The 17,624-nt window shown below is 36.9% G+C and carries 18 protein-coding genes and 1 riboswitch; of the genes, 17 read left to right on the top strand and 1 reads right to left on the bottom strand.

Annotated features, from left to right (window positions below; translation table 11 throughout):
- Positions 1 to 627 precede the first annotated feature (627 nt).
- The 6 genes from E2636_RS09655 (at position 628) to E2636_RS09630 (ending at position 5,609) form a co-directional block, all read left to right on the top strand.
- A complete protein-coding gene (locus E2636_RS09655; protein WP_134210013.1) occupies positions 628 to 984 on the top strand; it encodes an STAS domain-containing protein in 357 nt (118 codons plus the stop codon).
- Positions 974 to 1,426, top strand: a complete 453-nt coding sequence (spoIIAB, locus tag E2636_RS09650) for an anti-sigma F factor (protein WP_134210012.1) — start codon at positions 974 to 976, stop codon at positions 1,424 to 1,426. Before E2636_RS09655 ends, spoIIAB begins: the two co-directional genes overlap by 11 nt.
- A complete protein-coding gene (locus E2636_RS09645; RefSeq protein ID WP_017380399.1) occupies positions 1,423 to 2,205 on the top strand; it encodes a SigF/SigG family RNA polymerase sporulation sigma factor in 783 nt (260 codons plus the stop codon). The genes spoIIAB and E2636_RS09645 overlap by 4 nt, the downstream gene beginning before the upstream one ends.
- Positions 2,202 to 3,656: a spore germination protein gene (locus E2636_RS09640; RefSeq protein ID WP_134210011.1), complete on the top strand. Its 1,455-nt coding sequence runs from the start codon at positions 2,202 to 2,204 to the stop codon at positions 3,654 to 3,656. The genes E2636_RS09645 and E2636_RS09640 overlap by 4 nt, the downstream gene beginning before the upstream one ends.
- A gap of 71 nt (positions 3,657 to 3,727) precedes the next feature.
- Positions 3,728 to 5,056: a diaminopimelate decarboxylase gene (gene lysA / locus E2636_RS09635; protein WP_134210010.1), complete on the top strand. Its 1,329-nt coding sequence runs from the start codon at positions 3,728 to 3,730 to the stop codon at positions 5,054 to 5,056.
- Positions 5,057 to 5,243: 187 nt separating this feature from the next.
- Positions 5,244 to 5,609 (top strand): GNAT family N-acetyltransferase, encoded by a 366-nt coding sequence (locus tag E2636_RS09630; protein WP_134210009.1) that lies wholly within the window; start codon positions 5,244 to 5,246, stop codon positions 5,607 to 5,609.
- Here E2636_RS09630 and E2636_RS09625 read toward each other — a convergent pair.
- Positions 5,606 to 6,103, bottom strand: a complete 498-nt coding sequence (locus E2636_RS09625) for a DUF309 domain-containing protein (protein ID WP_134210008.1) — start codon at positions 6,101 to 6,103, stop codon at positions 5,606 to 5,608. The genes E2636_RS09630 and E2636_RS09625 overlap by 4 nt on opposite strands.
- Before the next feature lie 58 nt (positions 6,104 to 6,161).
- Here E2636_RS09625 and E2636_RS09620 point away from each other — a divergent pair, with 58 nt between their 5' ends.
- The 11 genes from E2636_RS09620 to E2636_RS09570 all read left to right on the top strand — a co-directional run bounded on the left by E2636_RS09620 (position 6,162) and on the right by E2636_RS09570 (position 17,378).
- Entirely contained in the window at positions 6,162 to 6,941 is a 780-nt protein-coding gene (locus E2636_RS09620) for a segregation/condensation protein A (protein WP_134210007.1), read from the top strand.
- Entirely contained in the window at positions 6,934 to 7,509 is a 576-nt protein-coding gene (gene scpB, locus E2636_RS09615) for an SMC-Scp complex subunit ScpB (protein WP_134211780.1), read from the top strand. Before E2636_RS09620 ends, scpB begins: the two co-directional genes overlap by 8 nt.
- A gap of 20 nt (positions 7,510 to 7,529) precedes the next feature.
- The gene (locus E2636_RS09610) at positions 7,530 to 8,522 is read left to right on the top strand and encodes a D-alanyl-D-alanine carboxypeptidase family protein (protein WP_134210006.1); all 993 of its coding nucleotides are present in this window, start codon (positions 7,530 to 7,532) and stop codon (positions 8,520 to 8,522) included.
- Between the two features lie 98 nt (positions 8,523 to 8,620).
- Positions 8,621 to 9,358, top strand: a complete 738-nt coding sequence (locus E2636_RS09605) for a pseudouridine synthase (RefSeq protein WP_134210005.1) — start codon at positions 8,621 to 8,623, stop codon at positions 9,356 to 9,358.
- A gap of 105 nt (positions 9,359 to 9,463) precedes the next feature.
- Positions 9,464 to 10,000: a thiol-disulfide oxidoreductase ResA gene (gene resA / locus E2636_RS09600; protein ID WP_134210004.1), complete on the top strand. Its 537-nt coding sequence runs from the start codon at positions 9,464 to 9,466 to the stop codon at positions 9,998 to 10,000.
- A 12-nt stretch (positions 10,001 to 10,012) separates the two neighbouring features.
- Entirely contained in the window at positions 10,013 to 11,671 is a 1,659-nt protein-coding gene (gene resB / locus E2636_RS09595; protein ID WP_134210003.1) for a cytochrome c biogenesis protein ResB, read from the top strand.
- Positions 11,668 to 12,855: a c-type cytochrome biogenesis protein CcsB gene (ccsB, locus tag E2636_RS09590; RefSeq protein ID WP_134210002.1), complete on the top strand. Its 1,188-nt coding sequence runs from the start codon at positions 11,668 to 11,670 to the stop codon at positions 12,853 to 12,855. The genes resB and ccsB overlap by 4 nt, the downstream gene beginning before the upstream one ends.
- A 196-nt stretch (positions 12,856 to 13,051) precedes the next feature.
- Entirely contained in the window at positions 13,052 to 13,768 is a 717-nt protein-coding gene (locus E2636_RS09585; protein WP_134210001.1) for a response regulator transcription factor, read from the top strand.
- Positions 13,761 to 15,542, top strand: a complete 1,782-nt coding sequence (locus tag E2636_RS09580) for an ATP-binding protein (RefSeq protein ID WP_134210000.1) — start codon at positions 13,761 to 13,763, stop codon at positions 15,540 to 15,542. Before E2636_RS09585 ends, E2636_RS09580 begins: the two co-directional genes overlap by 8 nt.
- A 47-nt stretch (positions 15,543 to 15,589) precedes the next feature.
- A complete protein-coding gene (gene sigX, locus E2636_RS09575) occupies positions 15,590 to 16,132 on the top strand; it encodes an RNA polymerase sigma factor SigX (protein WP_134209999.1) in 543 nt (180 codons plus the stop codon).
- Positions 16,119 to 17,378, top strand: coding sequence for a hypothetical protein (locus E2636_RS09570; RefSeq protein ID WP_134209998.1), 1,260 nt, complete (start codon positions 16,119 to 16,121; stop codon positions 17,376 to 17,378). The genes sigX and E2636_RS09570 overlap by 14 nt, the downstream gene beginning before the upstream one ends.
- Before the next feature lie 79 nt (positions 17,379 to 17,457).
- Positions 17,458 to 17,589: riboswitch (FMN riboswitch) on the top strand.
- Positions 17,590 to 17,624: the final 35 nt, after the last annotated feature.

The raw sequence follows: 17,624 nt of genomic DNA, 5'->3' as shown, positions 1-17,624 counted from the left end.
TTTTATTAATAAGCCTGTGAGAGTAATGGGTATTAATAAAAGTCACTGTTTGTATTTCCCTAAAGGGAGTGTTAATTAAAATCATGAAAATATAATATGCAGGAAGAGGCCAAAGTATTATCTTCGGCCAAGTATTCTACATAAAAGAAAGTATCAATTCTCTAGTAAACCAAATAAAGTTAACTGGGAGCGTTCAAGGTATGATGGAGAGAAGGCCGGACACCCGACGCAAGATGATCTGAAAAGAGAGGTGAGCTACGTGACACAGTCACAAGCCCACCTCTTTTTTCTATATACAAAGGTGCAGCAGGGAAGGAGTCTGAACGTGACCTGGAAACATGTTCTATCAATTGTTGCATAGCTAATGAGACGTTATTGAAGTGTCAGTTGTGTTTGTGAAATGTTGTCGCTCATTTTAAGAATTGGTCAAAAAGTAATTTCAAATTTTATTCTAAAAAGTAAAACCTTTTTATTATTGATGTTTAAATAGATGAAAGATTTTCCATACTAATAGCGAATAGAATATTGCGATTTATGTCGATAAATAAGATGTTTTACCTTTAATTGTCAGTGACAAGGAATTATTGAAGCTCACCTCGAATAGTCACGGAAAGGAGGAGTTACTAGATGAAACATCAACTACTATTTGTCGAAGACGGCATTGCTATTATTCGTTTAAAAGGTGAGCTTGACCATCATGCTACACAAATGATCCGTGACGAAATTTCACAGACTTTATACAGTGGAACGCTTCGTGCCATCATATGGAACTTACAAGATTTGAATTTTATGGACAGTGCAGGAATTGGACTAATTTTAGGGAGAATGAGAGACTTTGTTCCTTCTAATGGACAAACAGTCATTTTACATCCTTCCGAAACGATGAAGAAAATCTTTCAATATTCCGGATTAGGTTCATATGTGTGGACAACAACAGAAGAAGAAACGATCGCACAATTAGGGGGCATTCTCAATGGACAATGAAATGACGTTATCGTTTATTGCCATAAGTGAAAATGAGGGTCTAGCACGAATGGTGATGACGAGTTTTATTGCATCTCTAGACCCAACAATTGATGAGTTAGGTGAGTTTAAAACAATAGTTTCAGAAGCGGTTACGAATGCCATTATTCATGGCTATGACGAAGATGGCGAAGGAATTGTCACAATTAGAGCAAAACGGAATGGACAAACCATTACAATGACGATAAGCGATGAAGGACGAGGAATTCCAAACATTGAACAAGCGATGGAACCTCTTTATACATCAAAGCCAGAAAGTGAACGTTCTGGTATGGGCTTCACTATTATGGAAAGTTTTGCGGATCATTTGGCGGTATGGTCAGAGCCTCAGAAAGGAACTGCGATTACCTTTACAAAAGAATTTTTACCTGTACAATCTAACTTCGTTCTAGGTGAACGATGAGTACGCCTATTGGACAACAATCCGTGTTGTTGACTCAAGAAAAAATGCGAGAATTGATCTTTCTGTCTCAAGAAGGAGACAAAATAGCTAGACAAACCATGATAGAAGGTAATACACGACTTGTCTGGTCAATCGTTCAACGATTCGCATCACGGGGGGCGGATTTAGAAGATTTATTTCAAATAGGCTGTATCGGATTAATGAAGTCAGTAGATAAATTTGATTTGTCTTATGAAGTGAAATTTTCAACATATGCAGTTCCGATGATTATTGGGGAAATTCAACGGTTTTTACGGGACGATGGAATGGTAAAGGTAAGTCGATCAATTAGAGAACTTAGCTTTAAAATTCGTCATGCCACTGATGATTTTATCCGACTTCATGAGCGTCAACCAACGTTAACTGAGCTTGCAATAAAGCTCGATGTCACAATGGATGAACTCGTGTTGGCATCAGATGCTCTGAGAGATCCTGCGTCATTACATGAGCAGCTTTTCGAGAGTGAAGGTGATGCACTAACACTAATGGATCAGTTGCGTGACGAACGCTCAGAGAGGTCATTTGATCATATTCCATTGCGAGATATTTTATCAAGGTTAGGAAAACGAGAACAAACAATTATATATTTGCGCTACTACTTAGATTGTACGCAAAGCGACATTGCTGAAAGACTTGGAATTTCGCAAGTGCAAGTATCCCGTTTAGAGAAGAAAATACTTAAGCAACTTAAAAGTTGGATGTTGCCTAATCAAGCGACATTAAAGGATGGATTTCAATAAATCAATCACTTTTCACCGATATTCATGATGCTGAATCCTTTGTTTATTCAAAGTTTGGAAAAGGGGAAAGTTTTGATGTAGGTGTTAAACATGCACATATTTGGTCGATTCCTTCATTACTTGTCTATATGAATGGTTTAATTGATTCGATGATGCTTACACAAATATTAACCTTAACTCAGAGCACGCAAGCTCAAGTGAAACGGAAAGCCGATATCAATGAAATCGAAGCGATGAATAGTTATTTCCCCTATCATTCGGTGACTATCTATGACTCTAAAGATGCCTGGCTGTCTGCAGTATTAAGCGGCCAGCTAGGTATTGTGACGTCTGATGGTTATGTTTTCACCATCGATGTTCGTTCGTATCCAGGGAGACAACCCGAAGAACCTGACAATGAGAAAGTAATACGAGGTTCCCGCGATGGTTTTACCGAAAATATTTTACAAAATACTGCATTAGTTCGAAGAAGAATTCGCGATGTATCTCTTCGTTTTGAATTAACTAAAATTTCTACACGTGGCCAAACGGATACGGTCATCGCATATGTAAAAGGTCTTGCAAATGAACAGCATATCGAATTCCTTCGCAAACGTATGGAAAAAATCCATCATGATGGGTTAACAATGGCAGATAAAGCGCTAGAAGAATGGATATTTAAGCAAAAATTCCATCCTGTTCCTTTCGTGCGTTATACAGAGCGAGCAGATATATGTGCTGCACATTTATTAGAAGGGCATATTGCCATTATGGTGGATACATCTCCCTCGGTCATTTTGGTTCCAACAACGATTTTTCACCATTTGCAACATGCAGAAGAATTTCGTCAAGCACCATTGGTTGGAACATTCGTGCGAATGATGCGTTTATCAGGATTCTTCTTAAGTTTATTATTCTTACCATTTTGGTATTTACTTGTGAAAGAATCAGGACATGTCCCACAATTTATGACTTTTATTGGTCCAAAAGAGATTGGAGAAGTTCCAATCTTTCTTCAAATAATTTTTGCGAGTTTAGGTCTTGAATTTTTAAGGCTTGCAGCTATTCATACACCTACACCTCTTTCTACAGCGATGGGTTTAGTTGCGGCAATTATTATTGGTCAAATTGCAATTGATGTTGGGTTATTCATACCAGAAGTGGTGCTGTATTCAGCTGTTGCAGCTATTTTAACCTTTTCTTTACCATCTTATGAATTAGGAGTGGCTATTAAAATATTTATGAATATGCTTCTGATTGCTACAGCAACATTTGGGACCAATGGCTTTTTCATAGGAATTTTATTAATATTTATGTATTTAGTCTCAATTAAACCAATGGGGGTACCTTACTTATGGCCGCTGGTACCGTTCTTCCCTAAAGCGTTAGCTCGAATTATGATTCGCTTCCCTTCTTCTAATGGAGCACTTAGACCTTTCGTTACACATTCACCTAATCGCAAACGTTCATAATCCCTCCATTGCATCAGAGTCTTTTCCTATGGTAAAGTTCATATATTGAAAAACTACTGGGAGAGATGATGATGCACTTATATGGAACACAGTCTGTGGACGAACATGGACAACTAACAATTGGCGGAACGTCCGCAGTGACATTAGCAAAAACGTATGGAACGCCTTTATTTGTTTACGATACAGCGTTAATAAAAGAACGAGCGAGAGCATTCGTTCAAACATTTGAGCGAGCTGGTGTTCAAGCTCAGGTAGCGTATGCAAGTAAAGCTTTTTCAAGTATCGCAATGTATCAACTTGCTGCTGATGAAGGTCTATCTTTAGATGTAGTTTCTGGAGGAGAATTATTTACGGCTATTCGTGCAGGTTATCCCGTTGAACGTATTCATTTTCATGGCAATAATAAAAGTGACGAGGAGTTAATTTTCGCACTCGATTCAGCAATTGGCTGTATTGTTGTCGATAATTTTCACGAAATTGAACAGCTAAAGAGATTGACAAAGTATAAAAAAGTAAATATTAATATATTACTACGCGTAACTCCTGGTATTGAAGCTCATACGCATGACTATATTACAACTGGACAAGCTGATTCGAAATTCGGATTTGACTTGCACAATGGGCAAGCGGATCAAGCGTTCCAATCAGTTAAAGATGATTCATACATCAGTTTGCTAGGTATGCATTGTCATATTGGGTCCCAAATTTTTGATACTGCGGCCTTTTCATTGGCGGCCAAAAAATTAATTGTTAAAATGCTTGACTGGAAAACAAAATCCGGTTTTATTTGTTCAGTCCTAAATTTAGGTGGCGGTTTTGGTATTCGCTACACTGAAGAAGACAAACCACTTAAACCTGAAATTTATGTTGAAGATATGATCAAGTCTATTCAATTAGAAATTGGTCAGGAAAATTACCCAATGCCCGAAATTTGGATTGAACCTGGTCGTTCCCTAGTTGGAGACGCAGGTATAACTTTGTATAAAATTGGTTCTCAAAAAGAAGTTCCAGGATTAACAAATTATCTCGCCGTTGATGGTGGAATGTCTGACAACATTCGTCCAGCTTTATATCAAGCGAAATATGACGCAGCGGTTGCAAATAAAATGAATTTTGATTCAACAACAACATATACGGTTGCCGGAAAATGTTGTGAATCTGGTGACAAGTTGATTGAAAAAATTTCTTTACCTAAAGTTGAAGCGGGAGATACGCTAGCTATTTTCTGTACAGGCGCATATGGGTATTCGATGGCTAGTAACTACAATCGACTCCCACGACCAGCTGTTATTTTCGTTGAGCAAGGACAACATCGTATAGTAATTAAACGTGAAACTTACGAAGATCTGGTAAGATTAGACTGTTCTTTACAAGGCGAGAATATGGGTATGCAATCATGAAAAGCAACAACTCCAAACTATTTATTCTTATACTAGTCATGGGCATTGTATGGGGAGCACTGTATTGGGTGTTTTTAGCACCAGACCTATAAAATGTTAAAAAATGGATTTCTAGTTGAATTTTTTTAACAAATGATGTAGCATAGTCAATGGTGTTGAAACGGAATCAAAAATGAGGGATTTAATTATGTTAGTACGTTATAAAAAAAATAGTGAAAAAATTGCCATGGGTTTATTGTCTTTTATGCCTCAAGAAAAAGATATTAAAAAACTACGAGAAACTATTCTTACTTATGAAATCAATTCAAACTGGCATTTGTTTTTGTGGAAAAAAGAAGAGGACTTCGTTGGCTTAATAGGTGTCGAGACTTCTAATGAAGTATGTTTAGTGCAACATATTACTGTTAATCCTTCGCATCGTGGTGATGGTATCGGGAAACAAATGGTGTCAAAAGTGCAACATTTTCTCCCTTGTACAGAAATAGTTGCAGCACAATCAACAAAACCATTTTTAGATAAGTGCCTAACAAAGAAAGAAGGAACAGACGCTTAATGTCTGTTCCTTCTTTTTTCTTCACGGGCTTTAAGTACTTCAGATCGATCTCGAAGCATATGCTTGTGTATGAGATTATCACCCACCAGGGGAACTAATGATGGTTGTTTGTCGACAGCTTCAATTAATTCAGGAGAAATAATCAGGATTTTAAATGCCCGAAATGATTTTTTTTGCTGTACTAATTCAATCGACTCATGAAGATCATCCACCACTTGTGTAAGATGAATGCCATCATAAAAAGCATTTGAAGCATTCGCTTGAATACGTTCAAGGGCCTTCTTAAGTGATTTTTGGGCACCGATGAAATTATCTCTTCGCCAGTGATACATACCTGTTGCTAGCAATATCAATGCAGTAAGTGGATGCGTTTTATCACTAGGTGCAATTTCTTTCCAATATTCTTCTAATACTTCGTGACATTCAAAATAATCTTCATGCGCATTAAAATACGTGATAAACTGCGTAAAAAGTGGGTGAAACAACGGATGCATTCTTCTCACACTTCCTCTATACTAAAATTTGAATCTAAATGAATGGGTGACCTAAAACATGTCTTATGAAGTGAAATTGGACGCTTTTGAGGGTCCTCTCGACTTATTATTGCACTTAATCAATCGTTTGGAAATTGATATTTATGATATTCCAATGGCTGACTTAACCTTACAGTACATGGAACATATTCGAGCCATGCAAGTGCTTGAGTTAAATAAAGCAAGTGAATTTTTAGTCATGGCGGCTTCGTTACTTGTTATAAAGAGTAAATTGCTTCTTCCAATTCACGAAGGGGATATTGATGATGATGAATTAGTTCTTGATATGAATGACCCACGTGAAGAATTAGTGAATAGACTCATCGAATACAGAAAGTATAAAGAAGCAGCAGAAAAGTTACAACAATTAGAGGAACACCGTGCTCAAGTGTTTACAAGAGCACCTAGTGATTTAACGGACTATCAGACAACAAAACAACTGGCTGCATTTGACGAACCATTAAATGTATTTGATATGTTAGGTGCTTTTCAAAAAATGATGCGAAGAAAAATATTAAGAGCACCTTTAGCTACCAAAATTACTAGACATGAACTCTCCATAAAGGACCAAATGAAAAGTGTTTTTGATACATTGAAGTCCCAAGGAGGCAGCTGTTCGTTTTCTGAGTTGTTTCCTTCAGAAGACAAAACCACGTTGGTTGTAACATTTTTAACTATACTTGAGCTTATGAAAAGACAAATGGTGCGAGTTGAACAACATCAAAATTTTGATGATTTAAATATTAAACTATTACATGATCGATGGGAGGAAGAATCATTTGAGCCTATTGATGAGTAAAATAGAGAGTCTACTCTTTGTCACGGGAGACGAGGGGCTATCAAGTAAACAAATTGAGAGTTTAACAGACGCTACATCTATAGACGTAAAAGAAGCATTAACAAAATTACAAGAAGACTATGTGAAATCTGAATATCGAGGAATTGAATTAAAAGAATTAGCGGGTACATATCAACTAATTTCAAAAAAACAAAATTCTAGTACGATACAACGCTTAATTGAAAATCCAACTAGTCAACCACTTTCCCAAGCCTCTTTAGAAGTATTAGCAATAGTCGCCTACAAACAGCCGATTACACGTATTGAAATTGAAGATTTGCGAGGAGTTAAAAGTGAAAGACCTTTATATACATTAAGTTTAAAGGGTTTAATTCAAGAAGTGGGTAGAGCAGAAGGAACAGGCAGAGCTATTCTTTACGGGACAACGAAAGAGTTTTTGAATGTTTTTGGTCTAAATGATATAAATGAATTACCACCATTACCTGAGTCGCAAGTTACCGAAGAAGATAACCAAACAGATTTGTTTATGACGAAGTTTCAAGAAGCTTTTGGAGAACAAAAAGAATAACAATTGAAAGGTGCTACTATTTGCGAAAACAAGTAATTTTATTGGTAGTGTTAATCTTATTAGGTGCAATTTACCCTCAGTTTACGCAAGCCCAAGGAGGGTCCTCATATGCTGTGATTGATGCGAAGACAGGACGCTTACTTGCTGGAAGTGGAGAACACCAACGATTACCAATTGCCAGTTTAACGAAGATGTGGACAGCAGTTATTGTGACAGACGAAGTCAATATAAAAGAAGATGCAGAAATTTCTACTAAAGCATCCTCGCAAGAGGGGTCGTCAATATACTTGAAAGCGGGTGTGGATACACCTGTAGATGTGCTGTTATACGGATTAATGTTAAGGTCTGGTAACGATGCCTCTGTAGCTCTAGCGGAACATGTTGGCGGATCAGTAGACGGATTCGTGAAATTAATGAATGAAAAAGCAATTCTAATGGGAATGAAAGATACCAAGTTTCAAAATCCTTCTGGACTTCACCATGAAGAACAGTTTTCTTCAGCGTATGATACAGCTCTTATGTTAAAGATTGCGATGGAAAACAAAGAGTTGAAAACGATATTATCCACTACTAACTATAAACAAAATGGGATTTATTGGGAAAATAAACATAAACTTGTTCGCTTAGAATCTACTGCAATTGCCGGGAAAACAGGATATACGAAAGCGGCAGGTAGAACGCTAGCAACCTATTTTAAAGATGGAGAAAAAGAAGTCATTGTGGTCACATTAAATCAATCAAACGATTGGCAAATGCATAAGCAACTTGCACAGAATGTCTTTACACAATATGATAGAGTGCAAGTCATTCAAAAAGGTTCTTATGATTTACCTGGAGGGTTGATTATTAAAACAAATCAACCAGCATATATTTTAAAAAAGAAGAATGAACAAGTATCTCATCTAGTATTTTTAAACCGAACAAAAGCTTTACAAAAAAATGCAAGATGGGAAGTACAATTAAACGGAAAAACCATACTCACACAAAATGTACATATTGAGCGGAATGAATGAAGAAGACTGCTTATAGACTAAGCGGTCTTCTTTTGTTTTGAGTGAAAGTGTGACATAATTTTCACAGAGTATAGGAATAAATCTAAGAGGTGAAAAGTATGGAAAGATTACAGAAAATGTTAGCACATGCTGGGGTTGCGTCACGAAGAAAATCAGAGCAGCTAATTTTAGATGGTAAAGTAAAAGTAAATGGAAAAGTTGTCAAAGAACTAGGAACGAAAGTATCGTCTACAGATACAGTTGAAGTAGATGGAGTAAAGCTAGAGAAAGAACAAAAAGTTTATCATTTATTATATAAACCAAGGGGTATTATTTCGGCAGTAACTGATGATAAAGGACGTAAAACGGTTGCGGATTTATTTCCACATATTCAAGAACGATTATTTCCTGTTGGACGTTTAGATTATGAAACATCTGGCCTTTTGATCATGACGAACGATGGGGATTTATCATTTACGTTAACGCATCCTAAATTCAAAATTGATAAAACATATGTAGCACGAGTTAAAGGAATACCGGGTAAAGAACAACTGCGTATACTTGAGCGCGGTGTTGATTTAGAAGATGGTAAAACAGCCCCTGCACGTGTGAAGTTACTATCTGCTGATCCAAAACAAGGCGGCAAAGCTATTATTGAAATCACAATCCATGAAGGAAAAAATCGTCAAGTACGACGCATGTTTGATGCGATTGGTTTCCCAGTGCAAAAGTTGAAACGTGAACGATTTGCTTTCCTAGGACTTCACGGTTTAAACGCAGGTGAATCACGCGAATTAACATCTCATGAAGTAAAATTATTACGCGTAATGGCAGATACAGGTAAAATTGGGTCATAATCTGGATCGTAAAACGTTCACAAACCCTTCAAATGTGGCGTCCAGTCAGTCGGTTTTCTTTGTTATACTAAAATTATTATTTCGTCGTGTAGGAGGTACAAGATTATGGCTCAGACGAAACAAAAAAGATTTATTTTACGAACAGTTATATTATCAGTTCTTGTAGTCGCAATTGTATACACCATATACACTAATGCTACCAAAGAAAAAGTTGAAGTACTTGGCATTGGTGACGATGCACCAGACTTTACTTTGGTTGATTTAAATGGAGAAGTACATCGCTTGTCAGATTATAAAGGACAAGGTGTCTTTTTGAATTTCTGGGGGACATGGTGCAAACCTTGTGTGAAAGAAATGCCTGCGATGGATCGCCAATATGAAGTTTATAAAGATAAAGGTGTTCAAATTTTGGCGGTTAATATTGCACAGTCTGACTTCGAGGTACAACGGTTTGCTGATCAGTACAGTTTAAATTTCCCAATAGTCATTGATAAAACGAAAAGTGTAATGGAAGCTTATAACATTAACCCTCTTCCGACAACATTGTTAATCAACCCTGATGGGAAAATAGAGCAAATCTTACGTGGAGAAATGACAGAACAGGACATTGCTAATTTTATGGAGCAGATCAGTCCGAAGTAAGGAGTCAATCATATGAACAACATCATGTGTGCTTGTGGGCATGAAAATCCAGAAGGAACAGTGTTATGTGGGAACTGTGGTCGGGCACTCACCATTGAAGCAAAGAATCAAAAATTAGCAGACATGCGATATGAAGGATCTGCTCGTCGATCTCAAACTTATAATAAAACAATTATAGATAAAATTTGGAATTTCTTTTCGAGTGTGAAAATCGGCATTTCTCTAATTATTCTAATTTTAGTGGCAGCTGCAATTGGGACAATATTGCCTCAAGTATTGTACGTCCCAGCGACAGGATCTGCAGATATAGCAGCCTATTATGAGCGCGTATACGGCACTTTCGGAACTATCTATAATAAGTTAGGTTTATCAGATTTATATGGCTCTTGGTGGTTCCAAACGTTAATAGGTATGCTTGGTATATCGCTCATTGTTGCAAGTTTAGACCGTGTCATTCCTTTGTATAAATCATTAAAGAAACAACGTACGACCAGACATGAAAGCTTTATGAAACGTCAACGACTTTTTGCTCATGGTGACAATATTTTGGGTGACGAAACATTAACAAAGAGCGAAGAAAAGTTAATAGAACTCCGCTATAAAGTCAAGCGTGAAGATGGTGCATTATTAGCCGAAAAGGGAAGATTTGCTAGATGGGGTCCTTATGTGAATCACGTAGGACTAATTATTTTCCTGTTTGCTGTAATGCTACGTGCCTTACCTGGATTTTATGTTGATGAAACGATGTGGCTCAGAGAGGGTGAAACACGCGCCATCCCTGAAGCTCCTGGTTATTACCTAGAAAGTAAAGAATTTATCTTAGAAACATATGACAAAGATCAAACTAAAGAAGTGTTTGGTGATGCGATTGATCGAGTAGGAACGATTGCATCCAACTATCAAACTGATGTTGTGTTATTTAAAAACCCAGAAGGTTCATTACCAGGTGAAACTGATAATTTAGAAGAAGTAAAAAAAGGTTCCATACAAGTAAATAAGCCATTGAAGTTTGAAGGATTTGCAGTTTATCAAATGGATTTTCGTTTAGATGAACTACGCACTATGCACTTTAATTTAGTAAATAAATCTAGTGGCGAATCTCTGGGTGATCTATCTGTTGACCTTGTTGACCCGAAAACCAAATACGATTTAGGTAATGGTACAACAGTAGAACTACGAGGGTACTATCCTGATTTTTCCGGGTTTGAGAATGGAGAGCCCCAAACAAAATCTCCAGTTCCAAACAATCCAGCATTTTTAGTGGAAATGACCACTCCTGAAACACCTGAAGGAGAAACCAGTTTTGTTGCGATTAAACAAACAGTGGAACCACTTGGTGACAATGAATATAAACTTGAATTTCAAAATGTAGATACACGTGATATTTCAGGATTAACGATTCGTAAGGATAAAACATTATGGATATTAGCTCTTGGTGGATTAATATTCATGATTGGAGTAGCACAGGGTTCTTACTTCAATCACCGTCGAATATGGATTCTTGAAAGTAAAGATGGGCACTTATTTGTTGCTGCTCATACAAACAAAAATTGGTTTGGCGTTAAAAAAGAGTTAGATCAGGTAACTGAAGTTGCGCAACTTCCTCAATACATTGATCAACAAGACATAGAAGCACAAGAGCTTAAAAAGGATGGTGAGAAATCGTCATGACACAACTCGTCTCGATTAGTGGGAATTTATTGTTTTTTGCATTTGTTTGCTATTTAATCGCAACATTTTTTTTCGGTGGTGCAGTAAAAGGAATAAAATCAGAAGCGTCAATTTCTGATAAACGATGGGGACGTATTGGGATTACAATTACGATTGTCGGATTTATTTCTAACTTGGCTTACTTCATTACGCGATGGATTGCTGCAGGACATGCTCCTGTAAGTAACTTATTTGAATTTACAACAGCATTTGGCATGATGATTGTAGGGGCGTTTATCTTAATTTATTTCATCTATAAAACGCCTATCCTTGGATTATTTGCACTTCCAATTGCGATTATCATTATTGCGTATGCAAGTATGTTTCCTCGTGATATCAATCCATTAATTCCAGCTTTAAAAAGCTATTGGCTAACGATACACGTAATAACCGCGGCAATGGGTGAGGCGATTTTAGCAATAAGTGCAGTCGCTGGTTTAATTTACCTTTTGAAAAATGTAGATATCACAAAAAAATCTAAAAAAAGTTTTTGGCTCGAAGCTGTAATGTTCACAGTAATTTTAACGTTAGGATTCGTTGCTTCCACAACAACATTTACTTTAATGGATTACGAAGCATCATTTACTTATGTGGATAAGGAACAAAAACCGAGTGAAATGACTTATAATGCTCCACCGATTTTTGGTATGAATGAGTATGAATCACTGACCCCTGCTGCGATGACGCCGCTTGCAGAAATGCCTCCAATTGTTAATGCGAAAAAATTAACTACTGTGACTTGGGCTTTGCTGTTTGGTACAGTGCTATATGGGTTAATTCGTTTAATCATTCGTAAACCTATTTCAGCAGTTTTACAACCATTTGCTCAAAAAGCTAATTCTCAATTAATGGATGAAATCGGGTATCGTGCTGTATCTATTGGATTTCCAGTGTTCACGCTTGGAGCGCTTATTTTCGCGATGATTTGGGCTCAAGAAGCATGGTCTAGGTTCTGGGGATGGGATCCAAAAGAAGTATGGGCACTCATTACTTGGTTGTTTTATGCAGCTTTCATGCATCTTCGGTTTTCTAGAGGTTGGCAAGGTGAAAAATCTGCGTGGCTAGCGGTTATCGGATTTATTATTATTATGTTTAACTTAATTGCAGTTAACTTAATAATTGCTGGTTTGCATTCTTACGCATAATAGACAAGCCTTTTCCTTTTAGGGAAGGGCTTTTCTTTCATTTAATGATAATTAAGTATAATTTTAGTATAGAAAATGTTTTTTCTAATACTAATATCCATCACCAGCATCGAGTTTGAGTGGGCTTCTCCGCTTTCCTTATAGAACATGTAATTGTACAATAATTAGTAAAGATAAGACGGAAGGGGTAACCAACATGTCAGAACATATTGCAATTTTAGTAGTAGATGATGAAGACCGTATTCGTCGTTTATTAAAAATGTATTTAGAGCGTGAAGGATATGAAGTAGATGAGGCAGAAAATGGAGCAGTGGCATTAGAAATGGCATTGGAAAAAGATTATCACTGTATATTACTAGATGTGATGATGCCTGAAAAAGATGGTTTAGAAGTCATTGCTGAACTGCGTGAACAAAAAACGACACCTATCCTACTATTAACTGCTAAAGGAGAGGAAGCGGACCGAATTGATGGATTTGAATTAGGCGCGGATGACTACATCGTCAAACCATTTAGCCCACGTGAAGTAGTACTTAGAGTGAAAGCGGTTTTACGACGCTCAGTGACAATTTCGTCAATTTCAACGTCAACAACTTCAAAAGACTTAGTAGTATTCCCACATTTAACGATTGATCATGACGCACATCGAGTGACTGCAGATGGAACAGAAGTAAATTTAACACCTAAAGAATATGAACTCCTGTATTTTCTAGCAAAAACACCAGATAAAGTATTTGATCGAGAACAATTACTAAAAGAAGTATGGCATTATGATTTCTTTGGAGATTTACGTACAGTCGATACGCATGTCAAACGATTACGCGAGAAATTAAATCGTGTATCTGAAAAATCTGCAAAAATGATTGTTACAGTATGGGGCGTAGGATACAAATTCGAGGTTGGTAATGAATAGAATATGGAACAGCGTTGTCGGGAAGCTTTGGGTAACCATTTTGCTTCTCGTTTCGTTTGTGTTGTTTATCATTACTATATTGATGCTTGAGTTTTTAGGAAACTATCATAGTCAACAAGCCGAAGCTTCATTGCGTCAGGAAGCAAATACAATTGCTAGAATTGTTGATGATCACGAAGATGTTGATACATCTCTCTATATAATTTCTGGCATACTTGGCCCAGAAACAAATGCAATTATTGCTAAAGAACCTCGCGAAGCAACGTTGACATTGCATGAGGGTGAAAATGAAGAAAAAATTAAACAACAAATTATTAATGATAAAACACTAGGTAATGTCTTTAAGTCATCACAACCTATAATAAAGGAAATGATATTACCGTCCTTAGAGAATAAAAATCAAATGGAATCATTTATCGTTTTAGCTTCTCCATTAAATGTAGAAAATCAAGTACATGGTGCTGTCTTTATTTATCAAAGCTTAGACGTCATTCATAAAACAACAAAAGAAACGACGAAAATCGTTTTTTTATCAGCATTCATTGCCTTTATACTAACTACCTTTTTTGCCTTTTTCCTATCAACACGAATTACTTCTCCACTACGTAAAATGCGTGAAGCTGCTTTTGAATTGTCAAAAGGAAACTTTGACACAAAATTACCGTCTCTTCAAAATGATGAAATTGGTCAGTTGGCTGTGGCATTCAACCAAATGGGGCGTCAATTAAAACATCATTTAGAAGTTATTAATCAAGAAAAAGAGCAATTATCAAGCATCTTAACATCGATGACTGATGCCGTCATTACTTTTAATAGAGATCACACCATTTTACTCAGCAATCCACAAGCTGAAAAATTGTTACAAAAGTGGTTTTTCCGTATGGATACAGACAAAGGTCAACCAATTCCAATTGAAATGGATCATATGCTTGATCATGTTCTTCATTTAGAAGAAGAAATTAACGAAGAACTTGAAATGGAAGGTAGTTATTATGCCATTTCAATAAATCCTTTATATAGCGGAGATTCAATACGTGGAGCGGTTGCAGTACTAAGAGATATGACAGAACAGCATCGTCTGGATCGATTACGTTCTGATTTCATCGCAAATGTTTCCCATGAACTCAGAACCCCAATTGCTATGCTACAAGGCTATAGTGAAGCAATACTAGATAACGTGGTGGCTACGGAAGATGAACGAGATGAAATGATGAAAATTATTTATGAAGAATCTCAACGTATGGGTAGACTAGTTACAGATTTGCTAGATATAGCACGAATGGAATCAGGTCGAATGCGGCTTTATAAAGTAAACGTAGCTGTTACTCCAATAATAGAACGAATTACTCAGAAATTTACTCAAGTAGCGAAAGAATCTTCTATTGATTTAACTATTAAAACTACCGTTTCTCCTCTATTAACAGCTGATATGGATGAAGACCGGATTGAACAAGTATTAACCAATTTACTTGATAACGCCATTCGCCATACTCCTAATGAAGGAAAAGTGTCAGTCCTTGTAGAACAACTTAATGGATTCGTTAAAATTAGTGTAGAAGATACAGGGTCAGGTATTCTTAAGGAAGATTTACCTTATGTATTTGAGCGTTTTTATAAAGCTGATAAATCAAGAACAAGAGGTAAGAGTGGGACAGGCTTAGGTCTTGCAATTGCTAAGAATATGGTAGAAGCACATGATGGCGAAATTACTGTAAAAAGTGAAGAAAATGTTGGAACTATATTTACCTTTATGTTACCAATCAAACACTTGTAACTTTTTTGCTGGCTGAAACGACAAATTAATAGAACGGGGGGGAGTATATGAATGACTCCGTTTTTCACAGGCTTTATGACCAGTACCATCAAGATGTTTTTCAATTCTTATTGTATATGGTGAAAAATAGACAGACTGCCGAAGATTTAATGCATGAAGTATATGTACGTGTTTTAAAAGCATTTAGCCGTTTTGAAGGTAAAAGTACAGAGAAAACTTGGTTATTTTCAATTGCAAAAAATGTAGCAATTGATCACTTTCGAAAGTCGTCCGTTCGTAAGCGACATGCTCTTGACTTTTTTGATTGGGAAAAACAAGAGCTGAAATCAAGTGATGCTCTCCCTGAAGAACTAGCTGAATTGAATGATGAAATGAAACAATTATTAGACGCGTTAGATGAATGTACAGGCGATCAAAAAATGGTCATCATTATGAGGTACTTCCAAGATCTATCCATAGCAGAAACATCAAAAGTGCTCGGATGGACGGAAGGTAAAGTAAAGACCACTCAACATCGAGCGATTCATAAACTTCGAGATCGCTTATCTGGGCATTCGGATAGGAGGCAAGTTCACGATGAGCAACAATAAATGGAGTGAACAAAAGATTGACCAGTTACTCAGCCAAGTGCCTAAGCAACAAGACACACGTTCGAAAGCCGAAGTGTTAAAACGATTACAACAAGATTCGCGATTAGCGGAAGGTAAGCTAAAGAAACGTAAAATCTGGCTACCACCAGCTGTGGCAGTTGCTGCCTTAATTACGTTGACCTTATTAGGTGCAACGCTTCTTAACCAGCCAAACAGCGAACTTCAAAATGCATTTGACAGTAGTGCAGAGAGCGAAAGTTCTGCTGACATGGATCGTGTAACAAGTGAAGAAAGCAAAATGTCCATACCAGAAAAAGCTACTGATGAGTCAGCGGAAGGGTCCGCTACTATTAATAGTACGTCAGATAAAGAAACTTCTGAAACTGAGATGGCTAAATCTGCAGAAGCACCAGTTGAATCATTATTAACTTCTGCTTATTCAAGTGATGTAGAAAATCATACAGTTTTTAAAATTGGTTTAGTTTCTCAAGATGCACTGGTAGTTCCCGTCAGTTTCTTAATTCCAAATGATCAAATTCAACAAGATTTTGGGAACGAAACGCCAAATACGCTGCAATTATATGAGAAATATGCAGCTGACATCAATGAAGAAGACCTTGGTTTTACTGACTATCACCCATATAAGGGAACGTTTGAAATTGACCAAGATCAACTTGTTCACCGATTACCTAAAGAACATGATTATGACCTTGCAAGTGCAGCTCTTTATTCCTATGATTTATCACTTCAATTCACTTTTGAAGGTTTTACCCAAATTAACCATCAAAATGAAGATGGCAGTCAAGCTGAATTTGATCAAGTAGGTCAGAAAACACCTACGGTTCTTACTAATGGCCTCTACAAAACGGCGGTTTACCCTTACACAGATCCGTCAGGTCAGGTCTATATGGTGCCGAGTCTAAGTGAACCATACAACAATGCATTGGACGCACTGGTTGCCTTAAAAACGCCTCCAAATGATTTCTTTGCGAACGTGGTTCCAATGTCAGTTACTTATACAGTTGAAGAAATTCAAGGGGTTTTTCATATTAAGTTCAGTAAACCTCTTGAGTTAAATTCTTTATCACAAGAGCAAACAGCTCAAATGATCGAAAGTTTCGTTTTAACTGGAGCTACCTTTGATGTTCAAATTCAATTAGATAATGTTATTGAGGAACAATGGATCGGTATTAATTTTACTCAACCACTGGAACAACCAGTAGGACTAAATAAATATAGTTGGTAATAAGAAGATTCATTTGTAGGCTCAAGTAGTTTACAAATGAATCTTTTTTTCTTATAGTATAGAATGTAACTTAATAATGATTCATCTTCGGGGCAGGGTGAAATTCCCGATCGGCGGTAATTGAAGAAATTCTTCATAGCCCGCGAGCCGTAAGGTAGGATTTGGTGTGATTCCAAAGCCGACAGTATAGTCTGGATGGGAGAAGGTGAAGGTGCGGTCGTTTTTCGTTCTGTCATTTAACGAGAC

The organism is Paenisporosarcina antarctica (assembly GCF_004367585.1).
In the GTDB taxonomy this organism is placed as follows: Bacteria; Bacillota; Bacilli; order Bacillales_A; family Planococcaceae; genus Paenisporosarcina; species Paenisporosarcina antarctica.
This window is presented reverse-complemented; position numbering and strand designations above follow the sequence as displayed.